At 60.7% G+C, this 20,256-nt stretch carries 23 protein-coding genes; 11 read left to right on the top strand and 12 right to left on the bottom strand.

What is annotated here, in order from left to right; all coding sequences use genetic code 11:
• Positions 1-178 precede the first annotated feature (178 nt).
• A complete protein-coding gene (locus tag V1289_RS03615) occupies positions 179-1,522 on the top strand; it encodes an IS5 family transposase (protein ID WP_334395663.1) in 1,344 nt (447 codons plus the stop codon).
• A 2-nt stretch (positions 1,523-1,524) separates the two neighbouring features.
• Here V1289_RS03615 and V1289_RS03620 read toward each other — a convergent pair whose 3' ends face one another.
• The 4 genes from V1289_RS03620 to recA form a co-directional block, all read right to left on the bottom strand.
• Positions 1,525-2,757: a hypothetical protein gene (locus V1289_RS03620; protein WP_334395664.1), complete on the bottom strand. Its 1,233-nt coding sequence runs from the start codon at positions 2,755-2,757 to the stop codon at positions 1,525-1,527.
• Positions 2,758-2,806: 49 nt separating this feature from the next.
• On the bottom strand, positions 2,807-3,478 hold the full coding sequence (locus tag V1289_RS03625) for a hypothetical protein (protein ID WP_334395665.1): 672 nt from the start codon (positions 3,476-3,478) through the stop codon (positions 2,807-2,809).
• The gene (locus V1289_RS03630) at positions 3,475-4,461 is read right to left on the bottom strand and encodes a hypothetical protein (protein ID WP_334395666.1); all 987 of its coding nucleotides are present in this window, start codon (positions 4,459-4,461) and stop codon (positions 3,475-3,477) included. The genes V1289_RS03625 and V1289_RS03630 overlap by 4 nt, the downstream gene beginning before the upstream one ends.
• 113 nt (positions 4,462-4,574) lie before the next feature.
• The gene (gene recA / locus V1289_RS03635; RefSeq protein WP_309178045.1) at positions 4,575-5,672 is read right to left on the bottom strand and encodes a recombinase RecA; all 1,098 of its coding nucleotides are present in this window, start codon (positions 5,670-5,672) and stop codon (positions 4,575-4,577) included.
• A 280-nt stretch (positions 5,673-5,952) separates the two neighbouring features.
• Between recA and V1289_RS03640 the strand changes: the two genes are divergently transcribed.
• Both V1289_RS03640 and V1289_RS03645 read left to right on the top strand, forming a co-directional pair.
• On the top strand, positions 5,953-6,150 hold the full coding sequence (locus V1289_RS03640) for a hypothetical protein (RefSeq protein ID WP_334395667.1): 198 nt from the start codon (positions 5,953-5,955) through the stop codon (positions 6,148-6,150).
• A gap of 614 nt (positions 6,151-6,764) precedes the next feature.
• Complete coding sequence (locus V1289_RS03645) at positions 6,765-6,974, top strand: hypothetical protein (protein ID WP_334395668.1); 210 nt, start codon at positions 6,765-6,767, stop codon at positions 6,972-6,974.
• Positions 6,975-7,281: 307 nt separating this feature from the next.
• Here V1289_RS03645 and V1289_RS03650 read toward each other — a convergent pair whose 3' ends face one another.
• Positions 7,282-7,470 carry a hypothetical protein gene (locus V1289_RS03650; protein ID WP_334395669.1) on the bottom strand — a complete coding sequence of 63 codons (189 nt, stop codon included), beginning with the start codon at positions 7,468-7,470 and terminating at the stop codon, positions 7,282-7,284.
• Positions 7,471-7,981: 511 nt separating this feature from the next.
• On the opposite strand from V1289_RS03650, the gene V1289_RS03655 reads away from it, so the two are divergent.
• Together V1289_RS03655 and V1289_RS03660 are read left to right on the top strand one after the other, a co-directional pair.
• Positions 7,982-8,284, top strand: a complete 303-nt coding sequence (locus tag V1289_RS03655) for a hypothetical protein (RefSeq protein WP_334395670.1) — start codon at positions 7,982-7,984, stop codon at positions 8,282-8,284.
• Positions 8,285-8,732: 448 nt separating this feature from the next.
• The gene (locus V1289_RS03660; RefSeq protein WP_074274962.1) at positions 8,733-8,915 is read left to right on the top strand and encodes a hypothetical protein; all 183 of its coding nucleotides are present in this window, start codon (positions 8,733-8,735) and stop codon (positions 8,913-8,915) included.
• A gap of 185 nt (positions 8,916-9,100) precedes the next feature.
• Here V1289_RS03660 and V1289_RS03665 read toward each other — a convergent pair whose 3' ends face one another.
• The 3 genes from V1289_RS03665 to V1289_RS03675 form a co-directional block, all read right to left on the bottom strand.
• The gene (locus V1289_RS03665; protein ID WP_074274961.1) at positions 9,101-9,331 is read right to left on the bottom strand and encodes a hypothetical protein; all 231 of its coding nucleotides are present in this window, start codon (positions 9,329-9,331) and stop codon (positions 9,101-9,103) included.
• 78 nt (positions 9,332-9,409) lie between these two features.
• Entirely contained in the window at positions 9,410-9,694 is a 285-nt protein-coding gene (locus V1289_RS03670; protein ID WP_334395671.1) for a hypothetical protein, read from the bottom strand.
• A gap of 133 nt (positions 9,695-9,827) precedes the next feature.
• Positions 9,828-9,959, bottom strand: a complete 132-nt coding sequence (locus V1289_RS03675) for a peptidylprolyl isomerase (protein ID WP_309178050.1) — start codon at positions 9,957-9,959, stop codon at positions 9,828-9,830.
• 136 nt (positions 9,960-10,095) lie between these two features.
• Between V1289_RS03675 and V1289_RS03680 the strand changes: the two genes are divergently transcribed.
• Positions 10,096-10,560 carry a PaaI family thioesterase gene (locus V1289_RS03680; protein WP_334395672.1) on the top strand — a complete coding sequence of 155 codons (465 nt, stop codon included), beginning with the start codon at positions 10,096-10,098 and terminating at the stop codon, positions 10,558-10,560.
• Between the two features lie 239 nt (positions 10,561-10,799).
• On the top strand, positions 10,800-11,042 hold the full coding sequence (locus V1289_RS03685; RefSeq protein ID WP_334395673.1) for a PilZ domain-containing protein: 243 nt from the start codon (positions 10,800-10,802) through the stop codon (positions 11,040-11,042).
• On the opposite strand, the gene V1289_RS03690 is transcribed toward V1289_RS03685, so the two are convergent.
• The 3 genes from V1289_RS03690 to V1289_RS03700 all read right to left on the bottom strand — a co-directional run bounded on the left by V1289_RS03690 (position 11,039) and on the right by V1289_RS03700 (position 14,959).
• Positions 11,039-13,066 carry a pyrroloquinoline quinone-dependent dehydrogenase gene (locus tag V1289_RS03690; protein ID WP_334395674.1) on the bottom strand — a complete coding sequence of 676 codons (2,028 nt, stop codon included), beginning with the start codon at positions 13,064-13,066 and terminating at the stop codon, positions 11,039-11,041. The genes V1289_RS03685 and V1289_RS03690 overlap by 4 nt on opposite strands.
• Positions 13,067-13,138: 72 nt before the next feature.
• Positions 13,139-14,572, bottom strand: a complete 1,434-nt coding sequence (locus V1289_RS03695) for a caspase family protein (RefSeq protein ID WP_334395675.1) — start codon at positions 14,570-14,572, stop codon at positions 13,139-13,141.
• Between the two features lie 147 nt (positions 14,573-14,719).
• Positions 14,720-14,959, bottom strand: coding sequence for a hypothetical protein (locus tag V1289_RS03700; RefSeq protein ID WP_334395676.1), 240 nt, complete (start codon positions 14,957-14,959; stop codon positions 14,720-14,722).
• Between the two features lie 168 nt (positions 14,960-15,127).
• On the opposite strand from V1289_RS03700, the gene V1289_RS03705 reads away from it, so the two are divergent.
• Positions 15,128-15,538 (top strand): hypothetical protein, encoded by a 411-nt coding sequence (locus V1289_RS03705; protein WP_334395677.1) that lies wholly within the window; start codon positions 15,128-15,130, stop codon positions 15,536-15,538.
• Positions 15,539-16,292: 754 nt separating this feature from the next.
• Here the strand turns inward: V1289_RS03705 and V1289_RS03710 are convergent.
• On the bottom strand, positions 16,293-16,541 hold the full coding sequence (locus tag V1289_RS03710; RefSeq protein ID WP_334395678.1) for a hypothetical protein: 249 nt from the start codon (positions 16,539-16,541) through the stop codon (positions 16,293-16,295).
• Positions 16,542-16,823: 282 nt separating this feature from the next.
• Here V1289_RS03710 and V1289_RS03715 point away from each other — a divergent pair, with 282 nt between their 5' ends.
• The 3 genes from V1289_RS03715 (at position 16,824) to V1289_RS03725 (ending at position 20,184) form a co-directional block, all read left to right on the top strand.
• A complete protein-coding gene (locus V1289_RS03715) occupies positions 16,824-17,831 on the top strand; it encodes an ABC transporter substrate-binding protein (protein WP_334395679.1) in 1,008 nt (335 codons plus the stop codon).
• A gap of 208 nt (positions 17,832-18,039) precedes the next feature.
• Positions 18,040-19,701: a sulfatase-like hydrolase/transferase gene (locus tag V1289_RS03720; RefSeq protein WP_334395680.1), complete on the top strand. Its 1,662-nt coding sequence runs from the start codon at positions 18,040-18,042 to the stop codon at positions 19,699-19,701.
• Between the two features lie 102 nt (positions 19,702-19,803).
• Positions 19,804-20,184, top strand: a complete 381-nt coding sequence (locus V1289_RS03725; protein WP_334395681.1) for a hypothetical protein — start codon at positions 19,804-19,806, stop codon at positions 20,182-20,184.
• The last annotated feature ends 72 nt before the right edge of the window (positions 20,185-20,256 follow it).

Consider the following 20,256-nt stretch of genomic DNA (forward strand, 5'->3'; position numbering starts at 1 on the left):
CCATAACCGGTCGTTGGTTACCTCGTCGTCCGTGAAGAATTCCCAAGTCGTTGATTTAGAATCTGGAAACGGGACGCTGTGACAATCGAGTTTGCCGGGAATCGGGTGTGCGGAAGGGGATTCCTTGCAAATTTGATTTGTGATTCACTCGCCTTTGAATGTTTTGGCGGGGGACCAGATGCGGCCATCGGAACGGCGGGAGACGGGAGAGCAGGATCTGTTCCGCTCCCGGCTCGATCAGATCATCGACCTGAAGCATCCACTGGTGGCGCTGGGGCGCACGGTGGATTGGCGGTTCCTGGAACGGGAGTTTGGGGCGGTCTACACGGATGATCCGGGCCGCCCGCCACTGCCGACGCGATTGATGGCCGGGCTGGCGATCCTCAAGCACACCTACGACCTCTCCGATGAGGTGCTGTGCGAGCGCTGGGTCGAGAACCCCTATTACCAGTTCTTCTGCGGCGAGGAGTTCTTCCAGCACCGGCTGGTGTTCGATCGCTCGTCGCTGACGCGCTGGCGCAATCGCATGGGCGAGGAGCGGCTGCAGGCGCTGCTCCAGGAGAGCCTTTCGGTGGCCGCCAGGACCAAGGCGATCAAGCCGTCCGAGCTGTCACGGGTGATCGTCGATACCACGGTGCAGCCCAAGAACGTGACGTTCCCCACCGACGCGAAGCTTCTGAACCGGGCGCGCGAGAAGCTGGTGCGGCTGGCGCAGCGCCACGGGGTAGATTTGCGCCAGTCCTATGCGCGGGTGGGCAAGTTCGCCCTGATCCAGCATCAGCGCTATGCCCACGCCAAGCAGTTCAAGCGTGCCAACCGGATGCTCAAGAAGCTGCGCACCTATCTCGGCCGCGTCATCCGCGACATCGGCCGCAAGATCGAGGGCAACAGCGGGCTCGAAGGGACGTTCGCACAGTTGCTATTGCTGGCGCGGCGCGTACGCGAGCAGCAGCAACGTCAACGCGGGCCGAAGGTCTATTCCCTGCATGCGCCGGAAGTCGAATGCATAGGCAAAGGCAAGGCCCATCGGCCTTACGAGTTCGGCGTCAAGGTCAGCGTTGCCACCACCCTCAAGCACTGCAAGGGCGGCCAGTTCGTCACCCACGTGAAGGCGCTGCCCGGCAATCCATATGACGGCCACACGCTGGCAACGGTGATTCCGGACATGGAGGCGCTGGTCGGTAGCACCATCACGCGCATCCTCGCCGACAAGGGCTACCGCGGCCACAATGCGCCGCCCGATTACAAGTTCAGGGTCTTCCTCTCCGGCCAGAAGCGAGGGGTGACGCCCAGGATCAAGCGCGAACTGCGCCGCAGGTCTGCCGTCGAGCCCGTCATCGGCCATCTCAAAGCCGAGCACCGCATGGGCCGCAACTATCTCTGGTTCCGGCGCGGCGACGCCAACAACACTGTCCTCGCCGCCGTCGGCTACAACTTCCGCCGCCTGATCCGCTGGCTCAGCCTTTTATTGCGGCAACTCCTCAGCGCTCTCTACCCCAGACCTTTGATCAATCCAGCCTGAAATCAGCGTTCTTCACGGACGACTACCTCGGTGCCGCCCCACCAGCGATGAATGGGGTTGTGCCAGCTGAAATCGTCCGCTCGCGCGATGATGGCTTTGCCAAGTTCAGTCAGCGCAAGCCTGCTTCGCTTGTACCGTGCGTGACGGCCAGCGTCCTCGTGCATGTCTAGATCGAAAGGTCCTTCGTCGAGTCCCAACACCGCAGGTGCTGGACCATGCGCCAATCCATCGAGCAAGGCCCCCACTTCCCAATAGCCGAAAACCCGACGTTCATTGGACTTCTCGTGCCCCGGAAACACCTCGTAAGGATGCACGTGACCTGCCGATATCAGCTCCAAAATCCGCATTTCCGTCGCGCCAAGTCCGGAGCCGCGCATGGGAAGTTCTTCGAGCAGCGAAATAACGGTATTCCGCAGATGCAGAAACGTCTTCAAGTCTCGCGCCAGCAGGTCGAACCAGGCCTGCGGTGTCGGCGCGCGCCAGGCGGCCCATGCCGAGGCGGCGATTTCAAGGTGATCGTTGCGGACTGGAACAGCCTGAGGCCGCAACGCCGCCAATTCCCGCGGCAGTTGATTGCCGATGCTGAAGTCTGCCTGGACCAGAGCCAGTCTGGACGTGACATTGGCATGCGGTCGCAAATAGTCGAGCAGCCAAAGCAGCATCAATTGGGCGTTCGGCTCTGGATTGATCCACAATTCGACTGCTTCACATTTCGTACACAGCTCGATCAATCCAAGATCGGCGACGCCAAATTCTTCCAGACGCCAGGAAGGGCTATCGTCCTGCCAATGAAGGCCATTCTCCTGCGTCGTTCGGGCCGCGAAGAATGCGTCGAGTTGCACTCCGGACAGCAAAGCTCCCCAGATGAGCCGACGTTCGATCGCGATCGCGAGGTCGCCGGGATGCGCGCCCATGAGAGCGCCCGCGGCGGAAGAGTCTGCCGTCAAGATCAGGCGCGTCATGCGCGTTTCCGTTGAGGTTTCGTCAGAACAGGATCGAAATGCCATATCCGATCGTTGGTCAGCCTCGTGCCGCCCCATCAGCGAATCGATCGGGTTATGGCGGCTGAAGTCTTCCTTGTGAGCGAGAATCGCCTTGCCGAATTCGGTCAGTGATAGCCAGCTTCTCAGAAATGCCGCGTGACGGCCCGCATGGTTCTCCTTGTCCAGCACGCGCAACTCGTCGTCGAGGCCCACCACGGCTGGAAGCGGGCTGTGGGCAAGCCCTTCCAGCATGCACCCGATCTCATGATCGTTGAATACCCGCCTCTGGCCGAGCTTATCTTCATAAAACAGCCTGTTCGGATGCGAATACCCCGCTGCAATCAGCTCCAGAAGCCGCATCTCCGTGGCGCCGAGGCCCCGTTGTGCTGCCTGGAAGCTCTTCAAGCAGGTCAAGCATGGCCGGCCTTAGCAATGGAAATGCGCTCAGGTCTCTATGCAGCAGATCGAAGCAGGCTTCCGGCGTCGCCGCCCGATACGCTTGCCAGCTCATGGCTGCTGTCTCGAGCTGCACCGCCGTGACGTCGACAACCCGCACATCCTCCAGGCTTTCAGGCGGTCCGTATTCCATCGTCATCAAGTCGAAATCAACATGGCGCAATTTCAACTTCGCCGCAGTTTTCGGATGCGAGCGAAAACAGTCGAGTAGCCAAATCTGTTGCAGTTGATCATTCGGCTCTGGATCGAACCAAAACTCGATGGCCTCAAAGGGCTGACAGAACTCTAGCAACCCGAAATCCCTGCGAGCTCTGTCGCCGTGGGGCCACCGGCCCACGAAGTCCGACCAGTGTTCAGCCGGGCCGTGCTTTTCCGAGCGCGCGGCGACGTAGGTTGCGAGTTCGTCCGGAGGAGGTAATGTTCCCGGTACGAAGCGAAAGCGGAAATCAATCACAACATCGGCGAGTTCCGAACGCATGCGGCGCGAGGACGAACTGGTCAGGATCAGAGGCTTCATGGCTTCACCAGCAGCGCATTCCAGCGCCAGAGGCGATCGTTGGTGAGCCGCGTGCCGCCCCACCAGCGATCAATCGGGTTATGGCGGCTGAAATCTTCCTTATGAGCGAGAACCGCCTTGCCGAATTCGGTCATCGTCAACCGGCTTCGCTGATACGCCTTGAGGCGATCTCGCAAGTTCTCTTTGTCGATGACACGCAACTCGTCGTCGAGCCCTGCGAGGGCCGGCCTCGGACCGTGCGCAAGCCCCTCAAGCAAGGACCCGATTTCCCAATCGCTGAATACTCCGCGTTGACGAAAACCGCGAAGATAGAACAGCATGCTTGTGCCCATAAAACCTGTCGCAACCAGTTCGAGGAGCCGCATCTCCGTCGCGCCAAGTCCCGTTACATCAGAAGGAAGTTCCTCGATCAAATCAAGCAGGGCCGGCCTCAGCAACGGAAATGGGCTCAAATCCCGATGGAGCTGATCGAAGCAGGGTTCGGGGGTCGGTGCCCGATACGCCCGCCAGCACATGCTTGCAGTTTCGATATGCGCTCTGCTGACGTTGACAAGCGGGATACGATCCTCCTTTGGCGCCTCCACATCCATCATGATCAGGTTGAAGTCGACAAGGCGCAGTTTCAGCCTGGTCGCAATCTCCGGGTAAGATCTGAACCAATCGAGCCAGCAGATCAGTTGCAATTGATCGTCGGGCGCTGGATCAAACCACAGCTCGATGACCTCGTAAGGCTTGCAGAACTCGAACAACGCGAGATCTCTGCGCGCTTTGCTGTCGTGACGCCATAGGCTGACAAAATTCGACCAATGCTCGCCTGGCCCGTGCCTCTCGGAACGCGCGGCGACATAGCGCGCGAGTTCGTCCAAGGATGGCAACGGTCCCCCTACGAAGCGAAAGGGAAACATGATCGTAGCGTCAGCATCTATGAGCTCTGAACGCGTGAGACTTGAGCCGGACGAACTGGTCACAATCAGGCGATTCATGGGGCTCACTCACACGCACAAAACAAAACGGGCGCCGGGAACGTCGGCAACTCAACGTCCTCAGCGCCCGCTATGTCGAAACTCAGATCACGCGGACCAGGTCTCGGAAAACCTCACGCCTCCGCGGCATCCTCCGGCTCTTCGCCATCGGCATCGCGCTCGGGCGAGCCTGCCAGAATCTGCTCGGCGATCAGGCCCGAGTTCTGACGGATCGCCGCCTCGATCTTCGCGGTCATGTCCGGATTGGCTTTCAGGAACGCTTTCGAATTCTCGCGTCCCTGGCCCAGGCGCTGGCTGTCATAGGAGAACCAGGCGCCGGACTTTTCGACGATGCCGGCCTTGACGCCGAGGTCGAGGATTTCGCCCATCTTGGAGACGCCCTCGCCATACATGATGTCGAATTCGACCTGCTTGAACGGCGGCGCCAGCTTGTTCTTCACCACCTTGACGCGGGTCTGGTTGCCGACCACTTCGTCGCGTTCCTTGATGGCGCCGATGCGGCGGATGTCGAGGCGGACGGAGGCGTAAAATTTCAGCGCGTTGCCGCCGGTGGTGGTTTCCGGCGAGCCGTACATCACGCCGATCTTCATCCGGATCTGGTTGATGAAGATCACCATGGTGTTGGATTTGTTGATCGATGCGGTGAGCTTGCGCAGCGCCTGGCTCATCAGCCGCGCCTGCAGGCCAGGCAGCGCATCGCCCATCTCGCCTTCGAGTTCGGCCTTCGGCACCAGCGCCGCAACCGAGTCGATCACCAGCACGTCGACCGCGCCGGAGCGCACCAGCGTGTCGCAGATTTCCAGCGCCTGCTCGCCGGTGTCGGGCTGCGAGATCAGCAGCTCGTCGATGTTGACGCCGAGCTTGCGGGCATAGACCGGATCGAGCGCGTGTTCGGCGTCAATGAAGGCGCAGATGCCGCCCTTCTTCTGGCCTTCGGCCACCGTGTGCAGCGCCAGAGTGGTTTTGCCCGAGGATTCCGGCCCGTAGATTTCAACCACCCGTCCCCTCGGCAAGCCGCCGACGCCAAGCGCAATGTCGAGCCCGAGTGAACCCGAGGAAATGGTCTCGATGTCCATCGAGCGGTCGTTCTTGCCCAGCTTCATCACCGAGCCCTTGCCGAACTGACGCTCGATCTGGGAGAGCGCGGCAGACAGGGCCTTGGTCTTATCCATGGAGGATCCTTCGACGATACGCAGGGCAGTAGCAGACATAGGACGTGCTCCTTATGGCGGGGATTCGCTAGCGGGACAAATGGGCGACGAAGTCTTTGGAATCGGCGGCTGATGGGAACCTTGTACCATGTTTGTTCTCTGTTCGCAATATGTTCTTTCTTAGGGTATTGGCCTGTTTCCGACCTCAGTGGCCTAGTTTGAAAATTACAGTGGTCTAATTTGAATTGTGTCCACTTTGGCACTGACGACGAGAGTTCCGCGTATTAGTTTCAGTTTTTCGCCCAACTCAACGGTTAGGACCCGTAAGCGGAGGATTGCCATGCAGCGACGCCGTTTCAAAAACATTCTGTCATTCCCTGATCGGCTGTCCAAAGAAGCTGAACGACTTCGAGAGGAAGCTGACAAGTTGCCTCCGGGCCAAGAGCGCGAGATTCTTTTGAGGAAGGCCCGCCAAGCAGACACGGCCTTGCGCATTGAAGAGTGGCTTTCATCGCCCGGCTTGCAGTCCCCGAAATAACGATAAGGCCGCCTCAGTTGGCGGCCTCTTTCATTAGTGAAGCGGCTTGAAAGGGTCATCCGGAGACGCGGGAGACTCTGCCGCCCGAACCGCTCTTTGAGTGGCCTGTTTTGAATCTGCGAGTGGCCACAAGAAAAGGCCCCGGCGCAGGGGCATGCGCGCTGGGGCCTTTGATCTGAAATGGACGCATACAGAGCAATGGACCAAACCTAGCACTTGGCTACCCACACTGGGTGCGGTCTTCTGGGTTAACCCGTTCGGATTAGGCGATCGGGGCGGGTTTCTATTGGTGGCCTATTTTGGAATCGCGAGTGGCCTATTTCGGCCAGCACCAGAGAGAGGTGCTGGCCCCCTTTCCATTTCCCCGTAGTGGTTAGTGGTCCCTTTACAATTTTAGCAGTGGTCCCTTTTGGTTCTCGGTAGAGCTACGCTGTTCCCTCGGGGAAACGAATCGCTAGGGGAAATGTTGTTGCGCTGAATCAATGCAACCTGTCGGTGCGGGTCCATGATTACTAGTCTCGACCTGATCGCCTCGCCGAGCGGAGTGATCCAGGTGCGGGAGCCCCGGGAGCCCTGACACTCCCGGGCCCCGCTTTTTGAGAGCGAGATTGCAAATGGCAGATGGCCAGCCCAGTCACCACCACAACCAGATCATTTGGCTTGAAGAGGCAGAGCACGACCCCGCGCCGCTAGATGCCGATAATCTCGTTAAGAGATTCATCGCCCACTTTCTCGACGTCCTTCGAGAGTTGGGGCAGAAGAAAAAGTTAAGGCCGCCTCAGTTGGCGGCCTTTTTGGCGTTGGCTAAAAAAGCAGGAAAATGATGCATGCCCCGATGGCCCAAGCGATCATCATGGCTGCAGCCGTTCGGAGAAATGGTTTCTTGTCAGGCGTCATATTGGACCCGAGAAATCCCGTGCAGACCGGTTTCGATCCTCAATGGCCTGATTTGATTATTTCAGGGGGCCACGAAATGAAGGACAACGGCAGCGGCGACGCACGTCGCAATGGCAAGGATTCCGCCCCTTCGCCGATCCGGGAAAACGCCAAAGGTAAGTATCAGCAGGCCAGCCAGCATAGCGATTTTGATCAGGATCGTAGCCATTGTCTCATAGCCCTCTCATGCCAAATTCAGGGCACTGTCCACACTGCTTGGTTGTTGCGCTTGCCCAGAATGAGGAGCGCGAGGAGCGCCAGGGGCCCAAAGATCAACGCCGTCCAGAGCCAGGCCCTGGTCGATCTGCCACGGTCGAGCGCCATGTGATAGGCAGCCAGCATCGCGGCTATCGAGACCAGTTGAAAGATCAACCACATCGGCATGGAATGCTCCCATCCCACGCTGACCGTAACACGGAACAGCCGCCGGATGCCGGAGTTCCGCGAAAAGTGAGACCGCCGCAGCTGGCCGCTTCGATTGGTCCGAGTGCAGCGAATTGATTCGCGAAATAGTTGTAGCTCCATCGGAACGCTATTTGAGATGGCGAGTTGATTCCTTCCCAACCAAAGGAATCGCCATGCCAACCCGCTTTGGCGCGACCGATAACCCTGTCTGCCCGAAATGCAAAAACCGAATGCTCTTGACGAGGCGCACGCCGCACCCGGTTCGAGGTTACGACTTTGAACGGCAGACCTTCACATGCAGGGCATGCCAGCACGAAATCGAGAGAGACGCCGACAGCCTGGGCGAGATCACTTGATGACGATCCCTTGAATTCTTCGCACGCACGCATTCAAAATTCGCCGCACGCCCCTGCAAGAACGCCACTTCTCCTACACGGCGCGGAGCTGTACAAGTTCGCAGCTTCTTCCCGATTTCAAGAAGGAGCGCTTCATGAACGAATTGTATTCTTGGCTCTCGGGCCAGCATCCCGGTCTTGCGACCTTCAAAACCCTCCAGCTCAAACTTTCGAAACTTGCCGCCGACCATCCGGACCAGCGGGCGATGTGCCGGTTGCTGAATGGCATTGTCGGCAGCTATATCGCGGAGTTTGACGAAGCGCCGTTGCCATCGACGATTGCCGATCGCGCCTACCGGCGGCTGCTGCAATCGCTGGCGGAACTGGATGTTGCGGCGGATCCGGCCAAGCAGCTCGGCGATCTGAATCGGCTGGCGGAGTTGGATCTGACGCCCTGAGCAAGCCCGGTTCCCGCGCGGAGAACGATGTCCCGCGTCCGACCGGCTGAGTTTCCAACGTGCACGATGGCGTGCACTATTGAACGAATGGAATTTTTGCGTTCCACTCCGATGGTGCAGGCGACGTGTGGGCGACTCCCCCATGAATTACCAAGGCGTAGACAATACGCTCGGAAGAACGGCAATTCCTTCCGGGCGGATGTGGCGGTTCCGGACAGGCGATCTCGTCGGTTCGGCACCGACGGAAGCAAGGCACGGGCGCACCGGGCCGACGCGCATCCTGGACGCGACACGCATCCGGGATCCGGCGGCCCGTCGAAGCCGGCCGGCGGGAGCCTCACCCACATTTACAGGCGCCGCATCCAATATTCTCTGAGTTGCAAATATAAGCTACAACCTTTGGTTTTGATTTGGGATTGAATACCCTCAATCGGGCCGGGGATGTCCCATGAACTACAAGGGCGTCGAGTACATCCTGACGCCGGTCGCGCCGGGCGTCTGGAAATGGCAGTTCCAGATCGGCGACAAGGTGATATCGGGCAAGACCGAAGCCAGACTCAATTTGCTTGCCATCCGCCGCGTTCAGCTGCGGATTGATCGCGAGCTGAAGAAGGCCGCGCGAGATGAATGAGCCGGTAGTTCTGCGGATCGGAGCGCGGCGGCGATTTTCCGGAATTTGTCAATGATTGCATGGCTTTGCGACGGCCATAACAGCTTTTGGAGCTTCTGGATGAGTTCAGGAAGCCGGTTTTCCGAATTCGGCTGGTCGCCGAAACGCTGGATTAGGCACCCGCAGCCAGGACGGTCCCACCGAAGCTAATCGGCGCTGGCCAGCCGCCGCATCGTGAATTCGATTTCGCCGCCGGGCAGTTCGCGCCAGCTTTCGACCGCGCTCATATAGGCTGCCTTGGGATAGCGATTGAGGAAGTCACGCGCCCTGGTGCGCGCCGCGTCGCGCGGCAGCGTAAAGGTCTCGCGTAGATAGCCATCGTCCGGCCTGCGCCGGCTGGCCATCCGGCTGGCGAGATCGCGCGGACGCAACACCATGTCGCAACTCCGAACCACATGACGACTGGCTTGATATAGGGCGGCGGCGAATGAATCCGAGTCCCCGAGGGTCGCGTTCTATTGGCTGCGTTGCGCGCTGCTGCCGGTCTTGGTCTTCGGCTTGGCCGGGGCCGCCTTCGGCGTGTCGGTACGCACGCTGCCCCACGGATCGGAAGAGACCTTGGCGTCGGGAATCTTCTTCAGCGATTCCTTGTAGGCCTTTTCCTTGATCGCATCCTGTTCCTTCTCCTCCGGCGTTTTGGAGGTAAGTTCGGGGATCAGGTTGATGTTGGGGGTCGCGATCTGGGCATAGGCAGGCGCCGTCAGCAACACCACCACGGCAGCCGCGCTCAGAATTCTCATGGACCGCTCTCCTCGCGTTCTCTCCGTAGCGTTTTCAGGCGAAGTGGAAACCGGTTCGCGCCAAGAAAACGCGTAAAAGCCAAAGCCGTATATCACCCCCCAAACCGCGCCGCCAAGCGCGACCGGGCGTGGCTCAAAGGTGATCCGATTTACAGGATTTCGGCGATTGCACCCAGTCGTCCCAGATCGGACCGCATTTGGTGCAGCCATTGAGCACGAGACCCATGGCGATCACGCTGAAAAGCAATACCAACCGGCGTAACATGAACCACCCGCTCCCCTGTGGCCGGATCATAGGCCTTCAAGTCGGGCATTTTCAAGCCGAACCGACCCACTGTTCCTTTCCGCCGAATGCACCGTAGAATGCCCGGGACAATCATTCAGGCGAGGAACCAGCGTTCATGCAGCAACAACCGGCCGCGGAGTTCGGCATCGACGAGGCGAGGCGCGTGCTGGGCGAGGTGTTTGCACCCTGGGTGCGGGACCTGGATTTGTCGATCGAGGGTTTCGACTTCAGCCCGCCGCCGGGTGGCGCGGCCGACTGGCAGCCGGGCGCGATCCTGCGGATGCCGTTCTCGGAACGGCTGTGCCGCAATGGCGGCATCGTCTGCGGCCAGGCGCTGATGGCGTTTGCCGATACCGCGATGGTGCTGGCCAACCTCGCCGCCAACAAGGGCTACCGTCCGATGACGACGGTGGACCAGACCACGCATTTCATGCGCGCGGTCACCGCCTCCGACGTGCTGGCCGAGGCGCGCGTGGTCCGGCTCGGGCGCACCATGAGCTTCGGCCGCGTCACGCTGTCGGGCGCCACCGACAACAAGCCGGTGGCGATGGTCTCGAGCGCGTTCGCGATGCTGCCTTAGCGTTTTCCAGCGAAAGCCTGCCCCGGACTTGATCCGGGGTGCGTAGCGGTTCGCGTGAAGAAAACGCATCACGCCGCAATACGAACAGGGACTTAAACAGCGACCACAGCGTGGTTCCGCGGACGTTGTGGTAAACGAAATCTGAAGGGGAGCGCAAGCAGGTTCGAGACTGGATTCAATTGTTCGTAATTTCGTGCTGCTAATTTTAATGAAAGACAACCGGCAGACGGATAACGGCGATGATCGAACGACGAACAGCAACCAGACACCGCGTGCTCAAACAGGGAACGCTGGCTTTCGGCAGTGGCGGCGGCGTCGACTGCATGGTCCGCAACATCTCCTCGAGCGGTGCGCGGATTGAGACAGCGAGCCCGATGGGACTGCCGCCGTCTTTCACCCTTGTCATCAAGACCGATCACTTCCTGCGCCGCTGCCATCGGGTCTGGAGCAAGGACACAAAGGTCGGCGTCGCGTTCGACTAGATGGCTGCCTTTGCGCGACGCGAGCGGCGCCAGCGCCACACCGCGACCACCAGCAACATCACCACGAGCGCAAACGCTGTCGCCTTGCTCGCAAACCGTCCACCCGGCCGGTCGATGCTGCGCGACCATAGCGACGGCGCCTCGCCGGCCCTCGGCAGGCGAAACGCCACCACGCTGTCGCCGATCGTGGTGCCTTCCTCGGAATGACCGCCGGCGCCGATCGCGACATATTGCTCGCCCTTCCACAGATAGGTCATGGGATTGGCGACGCCGGGAACCGGCAGCCTGCCCTGCCACAGCTCCTGGCCGGATTTGGCATCGAAGGCGCGCAAGTAAGCATCCATTGCGCCGGTGAAGACGAGGCCACCCGCAGTGATCGCGACGCCATTGACCAGCGGCGTCCCCCAGTTGAAGGCGATGCCGAGCGGCGCCTGATCCTCGGAGGTGCCGACCGAGGAATGCCAGAGGATTTTTCCCGCCTTCAGGTCGACCGCGACCATCTCGCCCCACGGCGGCTTGTTGCACAACAGACCCAAAGGCGACATCGCCACCGCGCGCGTCATCGCGAACGGCGCGCCCTGCTGCTGTCCGAAATCATGGCCGGGCGGCGGATTGAAGCCGGCGGCTTGCGCGCGCGGAATCAGTTTCACCACATGCACGGCGTGGCTGGTATTGGCATAGAGGATCTGGTTGACGGGATCGAACGCCGCGCTGCCCCAGTTCACGCCGCCGCCGGTCATCGGAAAAATGAGCGTGCCTTGCGTCAATGGCGGCGTGTAGAGGCCCTCGTTGCGCGCGCCGGCGAATAATTTCTCGCAGGTCGAGCGGCCAAAGCTGGGAAACGGGTTGAACGCATCATCCACGGAGATGCGTTGCGACATCAGCGGCGGCACGTGCGTCGGGAGTGGTTGCGTCGGCGACAATTTTTCGCCGTCTGCGCCGCCTTGCGGCACGGCGCGCTCCTCGACCGGCCAGATTGGTTTGCCGGTGTCGCGGTCGAGCACGAACACAAAGCCCTGCTTGGTCGGCTGGATCACGACGTCGCGCATCCCCTCGCCGGCGTCGATGCGCGCCAGCGTCGGCTGCGCCGGCAGGTCGTAATCCCAGACGTCGTGATGCACGGTTTGAAACGACCACACCAGTTCGCCGGTCTCGGCGCGCAGCGCGACCACGGAGTTGGCATGCGCGTTATTGCCGGGCCGCTTGCCGCCCCAGAAATCGGTGCTCGGCGAGGAGGTCGGCAGGAACACCAGGCCGCGTTCTTCATCCGCCGACATCGGCGCCCAGACATTGGTGTGGCCGGCCTCGATGCCGTCATGGATCAGCGGATCGAATGTCCAGCGCGGCTGCCCCGTCCGCGCATCGAAGGCACGCACCGTTCCAAGCGGCGCATTGACGCGGCGGTTGTCCGCGATCGACGAGCCGACCACGACGACGCCGCGGCTCACCACCGGCGCCGAGGTGATCTGGAATTCGCCCGGCCATTCCAGCTTCATGCCGATATCGGGCTTGATCTCGCCATTGCTGCCGAAATCGGCGCAGGGAATGCCGGTCCTGGCGTCGAGCGCGATGACGCGGACGTCGTTGGTACCCATGAAGATCCGGGCGCGGCAGGCGGCAGTTGCCGCGGCTTTGTCATCGACCCAATAGGTAACGCCGCGGCAGTTGTAACGGTTGGCCGGGCGCTGGCTGGTCGCGATCTTCGGATCGTACCGCCACTTCTGCGCGCCGCTGCCGGGATCGAGCGCGATGACTTCGTTGAAGGGCGAACAGAAGATCAGGCTGTCCTCGACGAACAACGGCGTTGCCTGAAACTTGGTGCGCTTCATCACCTCGGGCGCGCGGCTATCGAGATCGCCGGTGCGAAACTCCCAGGCGCGGACGAGGTCGCCGACATTGGCCGGCGTGATCTGGGTGAGCGGCGAGAACCGCATGCCGCCGCGATCGCCGCCCCAATGTTCCCAGGCCAGCGCCGGCGCCACGCACAGCAACAGGACGGCAGACAGGCGAAGCAAATGTCGCATGGCATTCCGGTGATGATGCGATCATTGCAAAGCCAGTCGCATCTTGCGCCAATGGATTACGCCATTACCGTCTTAGTATCCACCCCTCCGGCTCATCCCCTCGCCGCCGGAGCGTCCGCCAAATCCACCGCCGCCAATGCCGATGCCGATCCCGATGCCAATGGGCGGTCCTGACGGCTCGTAGACGTCGCGCGGCGGCGGCGGGCGGCGAACGACCACGACATCCTCGTCGATGACGCGGCGCGACGGCGTCGAGTTCGCACGCTTTGGCATATCGGGATCGCTGCGCTTCTTCGCCGGCAGGTCGACCTTCTTCAAAGGCTGTGGCGGCGCGGTGCACGGACAGGTGGGTGCGGCCAGCGCGACGTTGGTGGCGGGAACGCTGACGGGAGCGGCGACCACCGCTGCGACGTTGGGCCGGTTGCGCAAGCGCTCTTCCAGCTTGCGCGCGGTCGCCGTGAGATCGCTGTCGGGATATTGCGCGAGGAAGGCGCGATAGCCCGTCGCGGTATTGACGAGAACGGCGTTGTTCCACGCCACCATGCGGCGGTGGCGATCGAGCCAGTCGCGCGCCTGCAGCCCGAACGGCGTTTGCGGATACAGGCCGACGAAGGCCTCATAGGCCTCGTCGGTGCCGTCGGCGACGATCAATTCGTTGGCGACCTCGACCGGCTTGCCCGTCAAATCGCCGCGCCATTGCTCGACCGTCCGCTTGGGCGTGGCGGCGAGTTTCGGACCGGCGACCGCAGGCCCGGAGAATCTGAAATCTTCGGTCAGCGACGAACTGTCCCAAGGTGTCTGCCGGCCTTCGGTCGCCTTGTTGACCGACAGGCGAACGCGCTTGAAGGTTTCCTCGATCGGCCCCGGCTCCTTGGTGGCGGCGAGCAGCGCCGTGGTGTAGGGGCTGTCGACGCCGTTGCCATCCTCGGCTTCGGCTCCCGGCGAGGTCGAGAACGACAGGAAGGTGCCGGGAACGCCGACCTTGGCGTCGACGATTGCAAGCCCGTGGCCCGCGGCCTTCAACTCGGGGAACGGATTGTTGCGGCAGGAATCCAGCAGCACGATGCGCATCCTGGTCGGCACCGACGTCAGCGTGTTGAGGATATCGTTGAGGCGCACGGCCTGGATCGGAATGTCTGCTTCCCGCTTTGGGTCGACGTCAACAGGCACCAGAAAGTTTTCGCCGTCGATCTGCAGGCCGTGGCCGGCATAAAATACCAGCGCGATCGTATCGGCCCCCTTGGCCGCCACCTTGCCGGCGAATTCCGAGACCTTGTCGCGCATCTCGTTCTGCGAAAGGTCGGATGCGGATGAGACCTCGAAACCGGAATCGGTCAGCAATTGCGTGACTGCCCTGGCGTCGTTGGCCGGATTGGGCAGAATTGGTACCGAGCGGTAGGCCGATTGGCCGATCACCAGCGCCAGCCGATTTTCGGCGGACGCGGGATTGGCATGACTGAGGATCGCGGAGAGCACGATCGCGGTGAGCAGCGCGGGGCGTGACATGGGGTAGCCTCCCATCAATGCCGGCTACAGATAGGTCTCGACATCCGCACCAAGGTTCAAGCCAGCCGGAGCAACGCAACGCCGCAGGCCGGATATTCAGCCCCGCGCCCGGCGAATTCAGGCCATCGCGTCGGCTTCACTTGGATTTCACTTGGGTTTTTTGGCGGGTTCCGCGGGCTTGGTAATGCTCCACGGGTCGTATTTTTCCTTGGAGTCGGGAATTCTTTCCAGCGCCGCCTTGTAGGCCTTGTCGTCCGCCTGCTGCTTTTCCTGCAGCTTCTTCTGATCGACCTTCTTGTCGTCGCCGCCTTGCGGCCGCCGGGCCTGGGCGTGCGCGGGCACCGCAAGCAACGCCAGCATGACCGCCGCAAATGTGAACGTCTTCATCGCCTCTCTCCGCCGTCCCGTCCCGGAAACATTCTGCAACACAAGCGTCACAGGATAGCCGGTCTCGCGGCCCTTTTCAGCAATTGTTGATCGGCAAACCCGATAAACCTGCGTGAATTAACCACCGCCGGGGGCGCATTTTTGACCGGCGCAGCATAAATACGAGGCATGGGGCGGGGCAGACTTCACATCGCGCTGATGGCGATCGCGGCACTTGTGCTGGCAGGCTGCGGCTTTGCCGACAGCCGCTCGCCGGTGGTGCCGGAGTTCATGCGCGTCAAGGCGCCCGAACCGCCGCCGCTCGAGGCGCCCCCCGACGTCAAGCGGCTGATCAGCGAAAAACTGGATGCGGTGTTTACGGCAGCGTCGCATCCGACCCGCGTGCAGGTCTCGGCGCCGATCCACGATCCGCGCGGGCGGGGCTGGACGGCCTGCGTCAGGGCCGAGCTGACCTCGGTGATGGGCAAGCCGCTGGGCATGCAGACCTACCGCATCACCATCACCGAAGGCGTGATCGCCGATCGCCAGCATATCGATGCCGACGATACCTGCGCGACCGAGAGCTACGAGCCGATCTAGCGAGGCGAATGCAACGGATTCAATTTTCAAAGAGCCAAGACTTTCTAACCGTCATTGCGAGCGAAGCGAAGCAATCCATTCTTTCTTTGTGCCGCTCGATAGATTGCTTCGCTTCGCTCGCAATGACGGTGTTCTAATTACAAACACACATTCGCGATCCCGCGACGCGATGCGCCCGAGTCGTTGATGAATCTCTCGCCCAATGGAGGGCGTGGGGAATGCCGGGTGCCCGATGCACCCGCAGCCCCTGTGCATTGGTAGTAAGCACAGGGTAGTCACCACGGTCGCACCGGAATCACCCGGCATTCCCGCACGCGAATGGTTTTAACGGCTTATGCCGTGCTCTCCCCGGCGACGAATTCGTCTTGTCACCGTCATCGGCGGATTAAAGGTTTTGCACAAACCCGGTTGGACGCGAAAACCTCCGCCGATTTAGCACCAGCAACGGGTGCCAGGACCACACGGTTTTGCCGTCCGCGTTAGCATCGTTCGTCTGCGCGCCTCGATCGCTCACGGGAGAACCCGCCCTGCAATCACGCTTGCGCGCCCGACGCTGCCGCGTCCACCGCATCCCATCCCAACGTATTTGACGATCCGGATACGCCCCTCGTTGAGGGATGAGACGGCGGGATTTCTATTGCTGATTTGGGGGTTTTGAAAACAGGAATATTTTCTTGGGAAGGACTGGTCAGGGCAAATCACGTTGAATCATTTCAACAAATTCGTTTTCAGGCGCATGGCGCTCGATGCCGGGTCAGCCGTGCGTGAAGTCGCCACGCTTCAAGCCGAGCGCTTTAACCGCTGCCTCCGGAAGGCGGCCCCACGCTTCGACCTTCTCATTCGGAGCCATCATTGCACCGATAATTGCCTTGGCCGTCTCCGGATCCTGCTCGGCAACAAAGTAGACCGATCGGAGGGGCGAACCGCCCTCCAACCGTTCAGTCGTCACCAGTACGACCTGACCATCTGCCATATCCCATTGTAGCACCGTCGCGATAAGCAAGGAACCAACACGTTCCTGGAGACTGGTCCGTAGGCGGATTGAAGCTCAACGGGCTGGACAGGGCAAATCACGTTGAATCGTTTCAACAAATTTCAGGCGACGCAAGTTTTCGCGAAGCGCAGGGAGCGCCGATACCAGGAATGACGTTGACGGTGCGGTCTCGAATGATCCCGAAACAGACATCCGCTGCTTCCGCCTAAATCGCGCTCGACGTGGTTTCTGCCTCTATCAAGATGGTCGTCCAGCCTGATACGGTGCAGTCTCAGGCGGCTGGGGACTGGCATGAGACGACGCGACTTCATAGGGCTCGCAAGCGTCGCGGCAGCATGGCCACTTGCAGCACGGTCGCAACAACCGGCGAATATGTATCGCATCGCGATTGTTCATCCAACCGCTCCGGTCGCTGATCTTACCGAGGAAACCACTCACGGCGAATTCTATCCTTCATTTTTTAGGGCGCTGCGGCGGCTCGGCTACATTGAAGGCCAAAATCTTTTCGTCGAACGGTGGACGGCCGAAGGCAGAACGGACCGCTACGAGGAAATCGCGCGCGAAGTGATTGGCCACAAGCCCGACGTTGTGTTCGTACCAACGGGTCGCATGGCGCTGCCCTTCAAACACACGACCTCCACACTTCCCATCGTTGTGCTTGCCGGTGCTGACCCTATTCGCATGGGAATCGTGGAAAATTTATCGCGCCCCGGAGCGAACATAACTGGAGTCACAACAGAGGCCGGCCCGGCTTTCCTCGGAAAGCATTTTCAACTCCTGCGGGACCTCAAACCGGGATTAAAGAAGGCAGGATTTCTTGCGCCTCGGCAAGGGTGGGAGATTTGGCAGCCTGTCCTAACGGCTACATCGCAATCGATGGGCATCTCGGTCGTAGGACCGATGGTCGAGAGCCCCTTCAAGGAGCAGGACCATCGAGCTTCGCTTGCGTCCATGATCGACGACGGTATCGAGGGGCTAGTTGTAAGCACGGCTTTCGAGATTTTGGCGCACCGGCCTATGATAGTTCAACTTGTTCAGGACCATCGTCTGCCTGCAATCTATCCTTTCCGAGAGTACGTGAACGATGGAGGGCTCATGTCGTACACGAGCGACTTCCGTGAAGTAATGACGGGGTTAGCGCATTATGTAGACCTGATCCTCAGAGGTACGAAGCCCGGTGATCTGCCTTATCTACAGCCTACGAGATTTCAGTTTGCCATCAACCTGAAGGCCGCAAGAGCAATCGAGCTCAATATTCCTGCCGCGCTCCTCGCAAGTGCGGACGAGTTGATCGAATAGGTCATGTCGCCCATTGGCACATCGCGGAATTACGGCGACAGTGCGCAGGAACTCGGCAAAGGCTTCGCTGGCAACCATCCTCAATCACCGGCGGGTTCGACTCAAAATTGAAAATTGCGCGGTTGACTTACCGGGCCATGCACTTCTTGATGGTTTCGTTGTAGAATTTCATCCGCGGCTTGGCCATCCTGTCCACATGATGTTGACCTTGATCATTGCGTCAGCCATCGCCGTCGTTTGCCTGGCGGAGCGCAGCGTTGAGCATCTGAAACTGGCCATTGCCGCGCTGTGTTTGATGGCCGCGGTGCTGCTGCTTTTCGTTACCGATTTAGAACGAGCGTTGCTGCTGTCGTCGATCCTGGCCGCGGCGATCTTCGGAACCTCAAACGTCAAGCACAGGCATAGCGGGCTGAAACTGACCGTCACCGATTTGCCGCTGGCGTTCGCGGGAACAGTGCCGTTCTTCATCGTGCAATATCCCCGCGCGGTGGCGGCCTTTTTCGCCGGAGCCATTGCCCTCATTCTGGCCGCGGTCGCGACGCTGCTCTACGTCGCTGGGCCGCCGGTTTCCCGGGAACTCCAGATCATTCTATTCGGCGCTGCCTCCGTCGTTTTGTTTGCGGCCTACAGGACCGGCGGCGGCGCCGTCTCTTTGCAGCGGATTGCGGCCCAGCCGCGATGTTTCTTGTCGACCTTCATGGCTTCCCTGTTCGACCCGCTGTCCTGGCGGCAGTTCGGCGGGCTCGCGCTCAGCGATATCGCCGACGATCCGTTGCCGCTGATGCCGGCCATGCCGGCGCGCACCCCGGACACACCCGACATTATCGTGATCCAGCACGAATCGATTTTCGATCCGCGGCTGTTCGGGCTCCCGGTCGATCCCATCGTCGAAGCATTCCTGTCCCCGAAACACGGCCGCCATGGAACGCTCAGCGTCGATATTTTTGGCGGCGGATCGTGGCAATCCGAATTCAGCCTGCTCACCGGCCTTTCCAGCGCCAGCTTCGGCTCGAGCGCCTATTTTCTTTTCAAGCGAGGCGCCGGCCGCTTCCACAACAGCCTGCCAAAGACGCTGACGGCGCTTGGGTACAAAACCATGCTGACGTCGAGCTGCCGCCGCAGCTTTCTCAACTACGATGAGTTCTACCGTTCGATCGGCATCGGCGAACGCGTCTTCACGGACGATTTTCATCCGCCTTTCGATGTCGGCCGATTCGAGGCGACGCATTCCGATGCATTGTTTCTGGAAGCTGCCCTCGGCGTTCACATGAAACGGATTGCCGGCGACGCCGCACCTCGTTTCCTGTATGCGCTGACCAACTTCAATCACGGCCCCCACAACCGGCGACTGACAGCGCCCGGGCGCTTTGAGAGCGAACGGGCGTTTGCGGCCGCAAGCCTCGCCGATGCCTGCTATGCCGAGTACTACGCCCGGCTGGTGGAGACCGCGGTGACCTGGAACAGGCTCAAGTCCGAACTTTCCAGCCGCTTTTCCGGACGCCCGATGCTGATCGTCCACTACGGCGATCATCAACCCGTCATGGCGCGGCGGATCGAGGCAAAAATCAAACTCCCGGTGGATGCGCGACGCCAGTTTCGCACCTTCTATGCCATGGAAACCCTGAACGACCGCTCTGAGCGGATGATCCCCGGACGCGGCCCGGACCTGGATATTGCCTTCCTCGGCACCGTCGCTCTGCAGCAGGCCGGCCTGCCGCTTGACGAGATCTTTGCCACCCGCGCGAGCCTTCTCGGACAGTGCGGCGATGCCTACTTCGCGTCCTCCTCGGAGCGGAAACGCCGCTTCCACCGCACCCTTGTCAATCTCGGCATGATCGACCTGGCGGCAACCGCGCGACCTCAATACTAAGTCATACGAGCTGATTTGAGTCAGACGAAAACAGAAAATCGTGCGTCGACAAGGCGACGCCCACGAGGTCGAGATTGTAGATTACCACAGAGGTTGCCCCTTATGACTCCCATCGTCCATCCCGGCCGTTTGCTGAAACGCGAATTGGCGGCCCGTAAGCTCAGCGCCAATCGCCTGTCACTCCAGACCAAGGCCGGCGCCGCCGATTTCGTTTTGGGAGCAGCGGGGAAATCGGTCGAGAGCGGCGGATTGCCCGTGGTCGTGCCCCCACCAACCGCGGCGCCGTGCTGTTTCGCACGCTCATCAACGACGAGAGCCGGATGGCCGAGATCGACGCCAGACGGCAATTTGCCGCTTGCAGCCCGTTTCGGTAACGGGCCGGTAATTTCGTCGAACGAAGCGCCGCCGGGACGTGATCGCGCCGGCCTCAAAGGCCTCTCCGGCGTTGGCGCCGCCAACGTGCTGAACAGCCCGTTAACATGACCGCTCAAATTCGAGTACGGCGCCTGCGGGTTTTTCCAATCTTTCCGACTAGCGTCCCTGGGAACGCGATGG

The organism is Bradyrhizobium sp. AZCC 2289 (genome assembly GCF_036924615.1).
Taxonomy (GTDB): domain Bacteria; phylum Pseudomonadota; class Alphaproteobacteria; order Rhizobiales; family Xanthobacteraceae; genus Bradyrhizobium.

Coding starts and splice junctions, on each gene's coding strand:
- V1289_RS03725 (WP_334395681.1), top strand. CDS start 19,804: ATGACTCCCATCGTCCATCCCGGCCGTTTGCTGAAACGCGAATTGGCG.
- V1289_RS03615 (WP_334395663.1), top strand. CDS start 179: ATGCGGCCATCGGAACGGCGGGAGACGGGAGAGCAGGATCTGTTCCGC.
- V1289_RS03640 (WP_334395667.1), top strand. CDS start 5,953: ATGCAGCGACGCCGTTTCAAAAACATTCTGTCATTCCCTGATCGGCTG.
- V1289_RS03630 (WP_334395666.1), bottom strand. CDS start 4,461: ATGAATCGCCTGATTGTGACCAGTTCGTCCGGCTCAAGTCTCACGCGT.
- V1289_RS03620 (WP_334395664.1), bottom strand. CDS start 2,757: ATGCTGGAAGGGCTTGCCCACAGCCCGCTTCCAGCCGTGGTGGGCCTC.
- V1289_RS03650 (WP_334395669.1), bottom strand. CDS start 7,470: ATGCCGATGTGGTTGATCTTTCAACTGGTCTCGATAGCCGCGATGCTG.
- V1289_RS03660 (WP_074274962.1), top strand. CDS start 8,733: ATGAACTACAAGGGCGTCGAGTACATCCTGACGCCGGTCGCGCCGGGC.
- V1289_RS03685 (WP_334395673.1), top strand. CDS start 10,800: ATGATCGAACGACGAACAGCAACCAGACACCGCGTGCTCAAACAGGGA.
- V1289_RS03705 (WP_334395677.1), top strand. CDS start 15,128: ATGGGGCGGGGCAGACTTCACATCGCGCTGATGGCGATCGCGGCACTT.
- recA (WP_309178045.1), bottom strand. CDS start 5,672: ATGTCTGCTACTGCCCTGCGTATCGTCGAAGGATCCTCCATGGATAAG.
- V1289_RS03665 (WP_074274961.1), bottom strand. CDS start 9,331: ATGGTGTTGCGTCCGCGCGATCTCGCCAGCCGGATGGCCAGCCGGCGC.
- V1289_RS03695 (WP_334395675.1), bottom strand. CDS start 14,572: ATGTCACGCCCCGCGCTGCTCACCGCGATCGTGCTCTCCGCGATCCTC.
- V1289_RS03645 (WP_334395668.1), top strand. CDS start 6,765: ATGGCAGATGGCCAGCCCAGTCACCACCACAACCAGATCATTTGGCTT.
- V1289_RS03675 (WP_309178050.1), bottom strand. CDS start 9,959: ATGTTACGCCGGTTGGTATTGCTTTTCAGCGTGATCGCCATGGGTCTC.
- V1289_RS03690 (WP_334395674.1), bottom strand. CDS start 13,066: ATGCGACATTTGCTTCGCCTGTCTGCCGTCCTGTTGCTGTGCGTGGCG.
- V1289_RS03670 (WP_334395671.1), bottom strand. CDS start 9,694: ATGAGAATTCTGAGCGCGGCTGCCGTGGTGGTGTTGCTGACGGCGCCT.
- V1289_RS03680 (WP_334395672.1), top strand. CDS start 10,096: ATGCAGCAACAACCGGCCGCGGAGTTCGGCATCGACGAGGCGAGGCGC.
- V1289_RS03625 (WP_334395665.1), bottom strand. CDS start 3,478: ATGAAGCCTCTGATCCTGACCAGTTCGTCCTCGCGCCGCATGCGTTCG.
- V1289_RS03700 (WP_334395676.1), bottom strand. CDS start 14,959: ATGAAGACGTTCACATTTGCGGCGGTCATGCTGGCGTTGCTTGCGGTG.
- V1289_RS03715 (WP_334395679.1), top strand. CDS start 16,824: ATGAGACGACGCGACTTCATAGGGCTCGCAAGCGTCGCGGCAGCATGG.
- V1289_RS03655 (WP_334395670.1), top strand. CDS start 7,982: ATGAACGAATTGTATTCTTGGCTCTCGGGCCAGCATCCCGGTCTTGCG.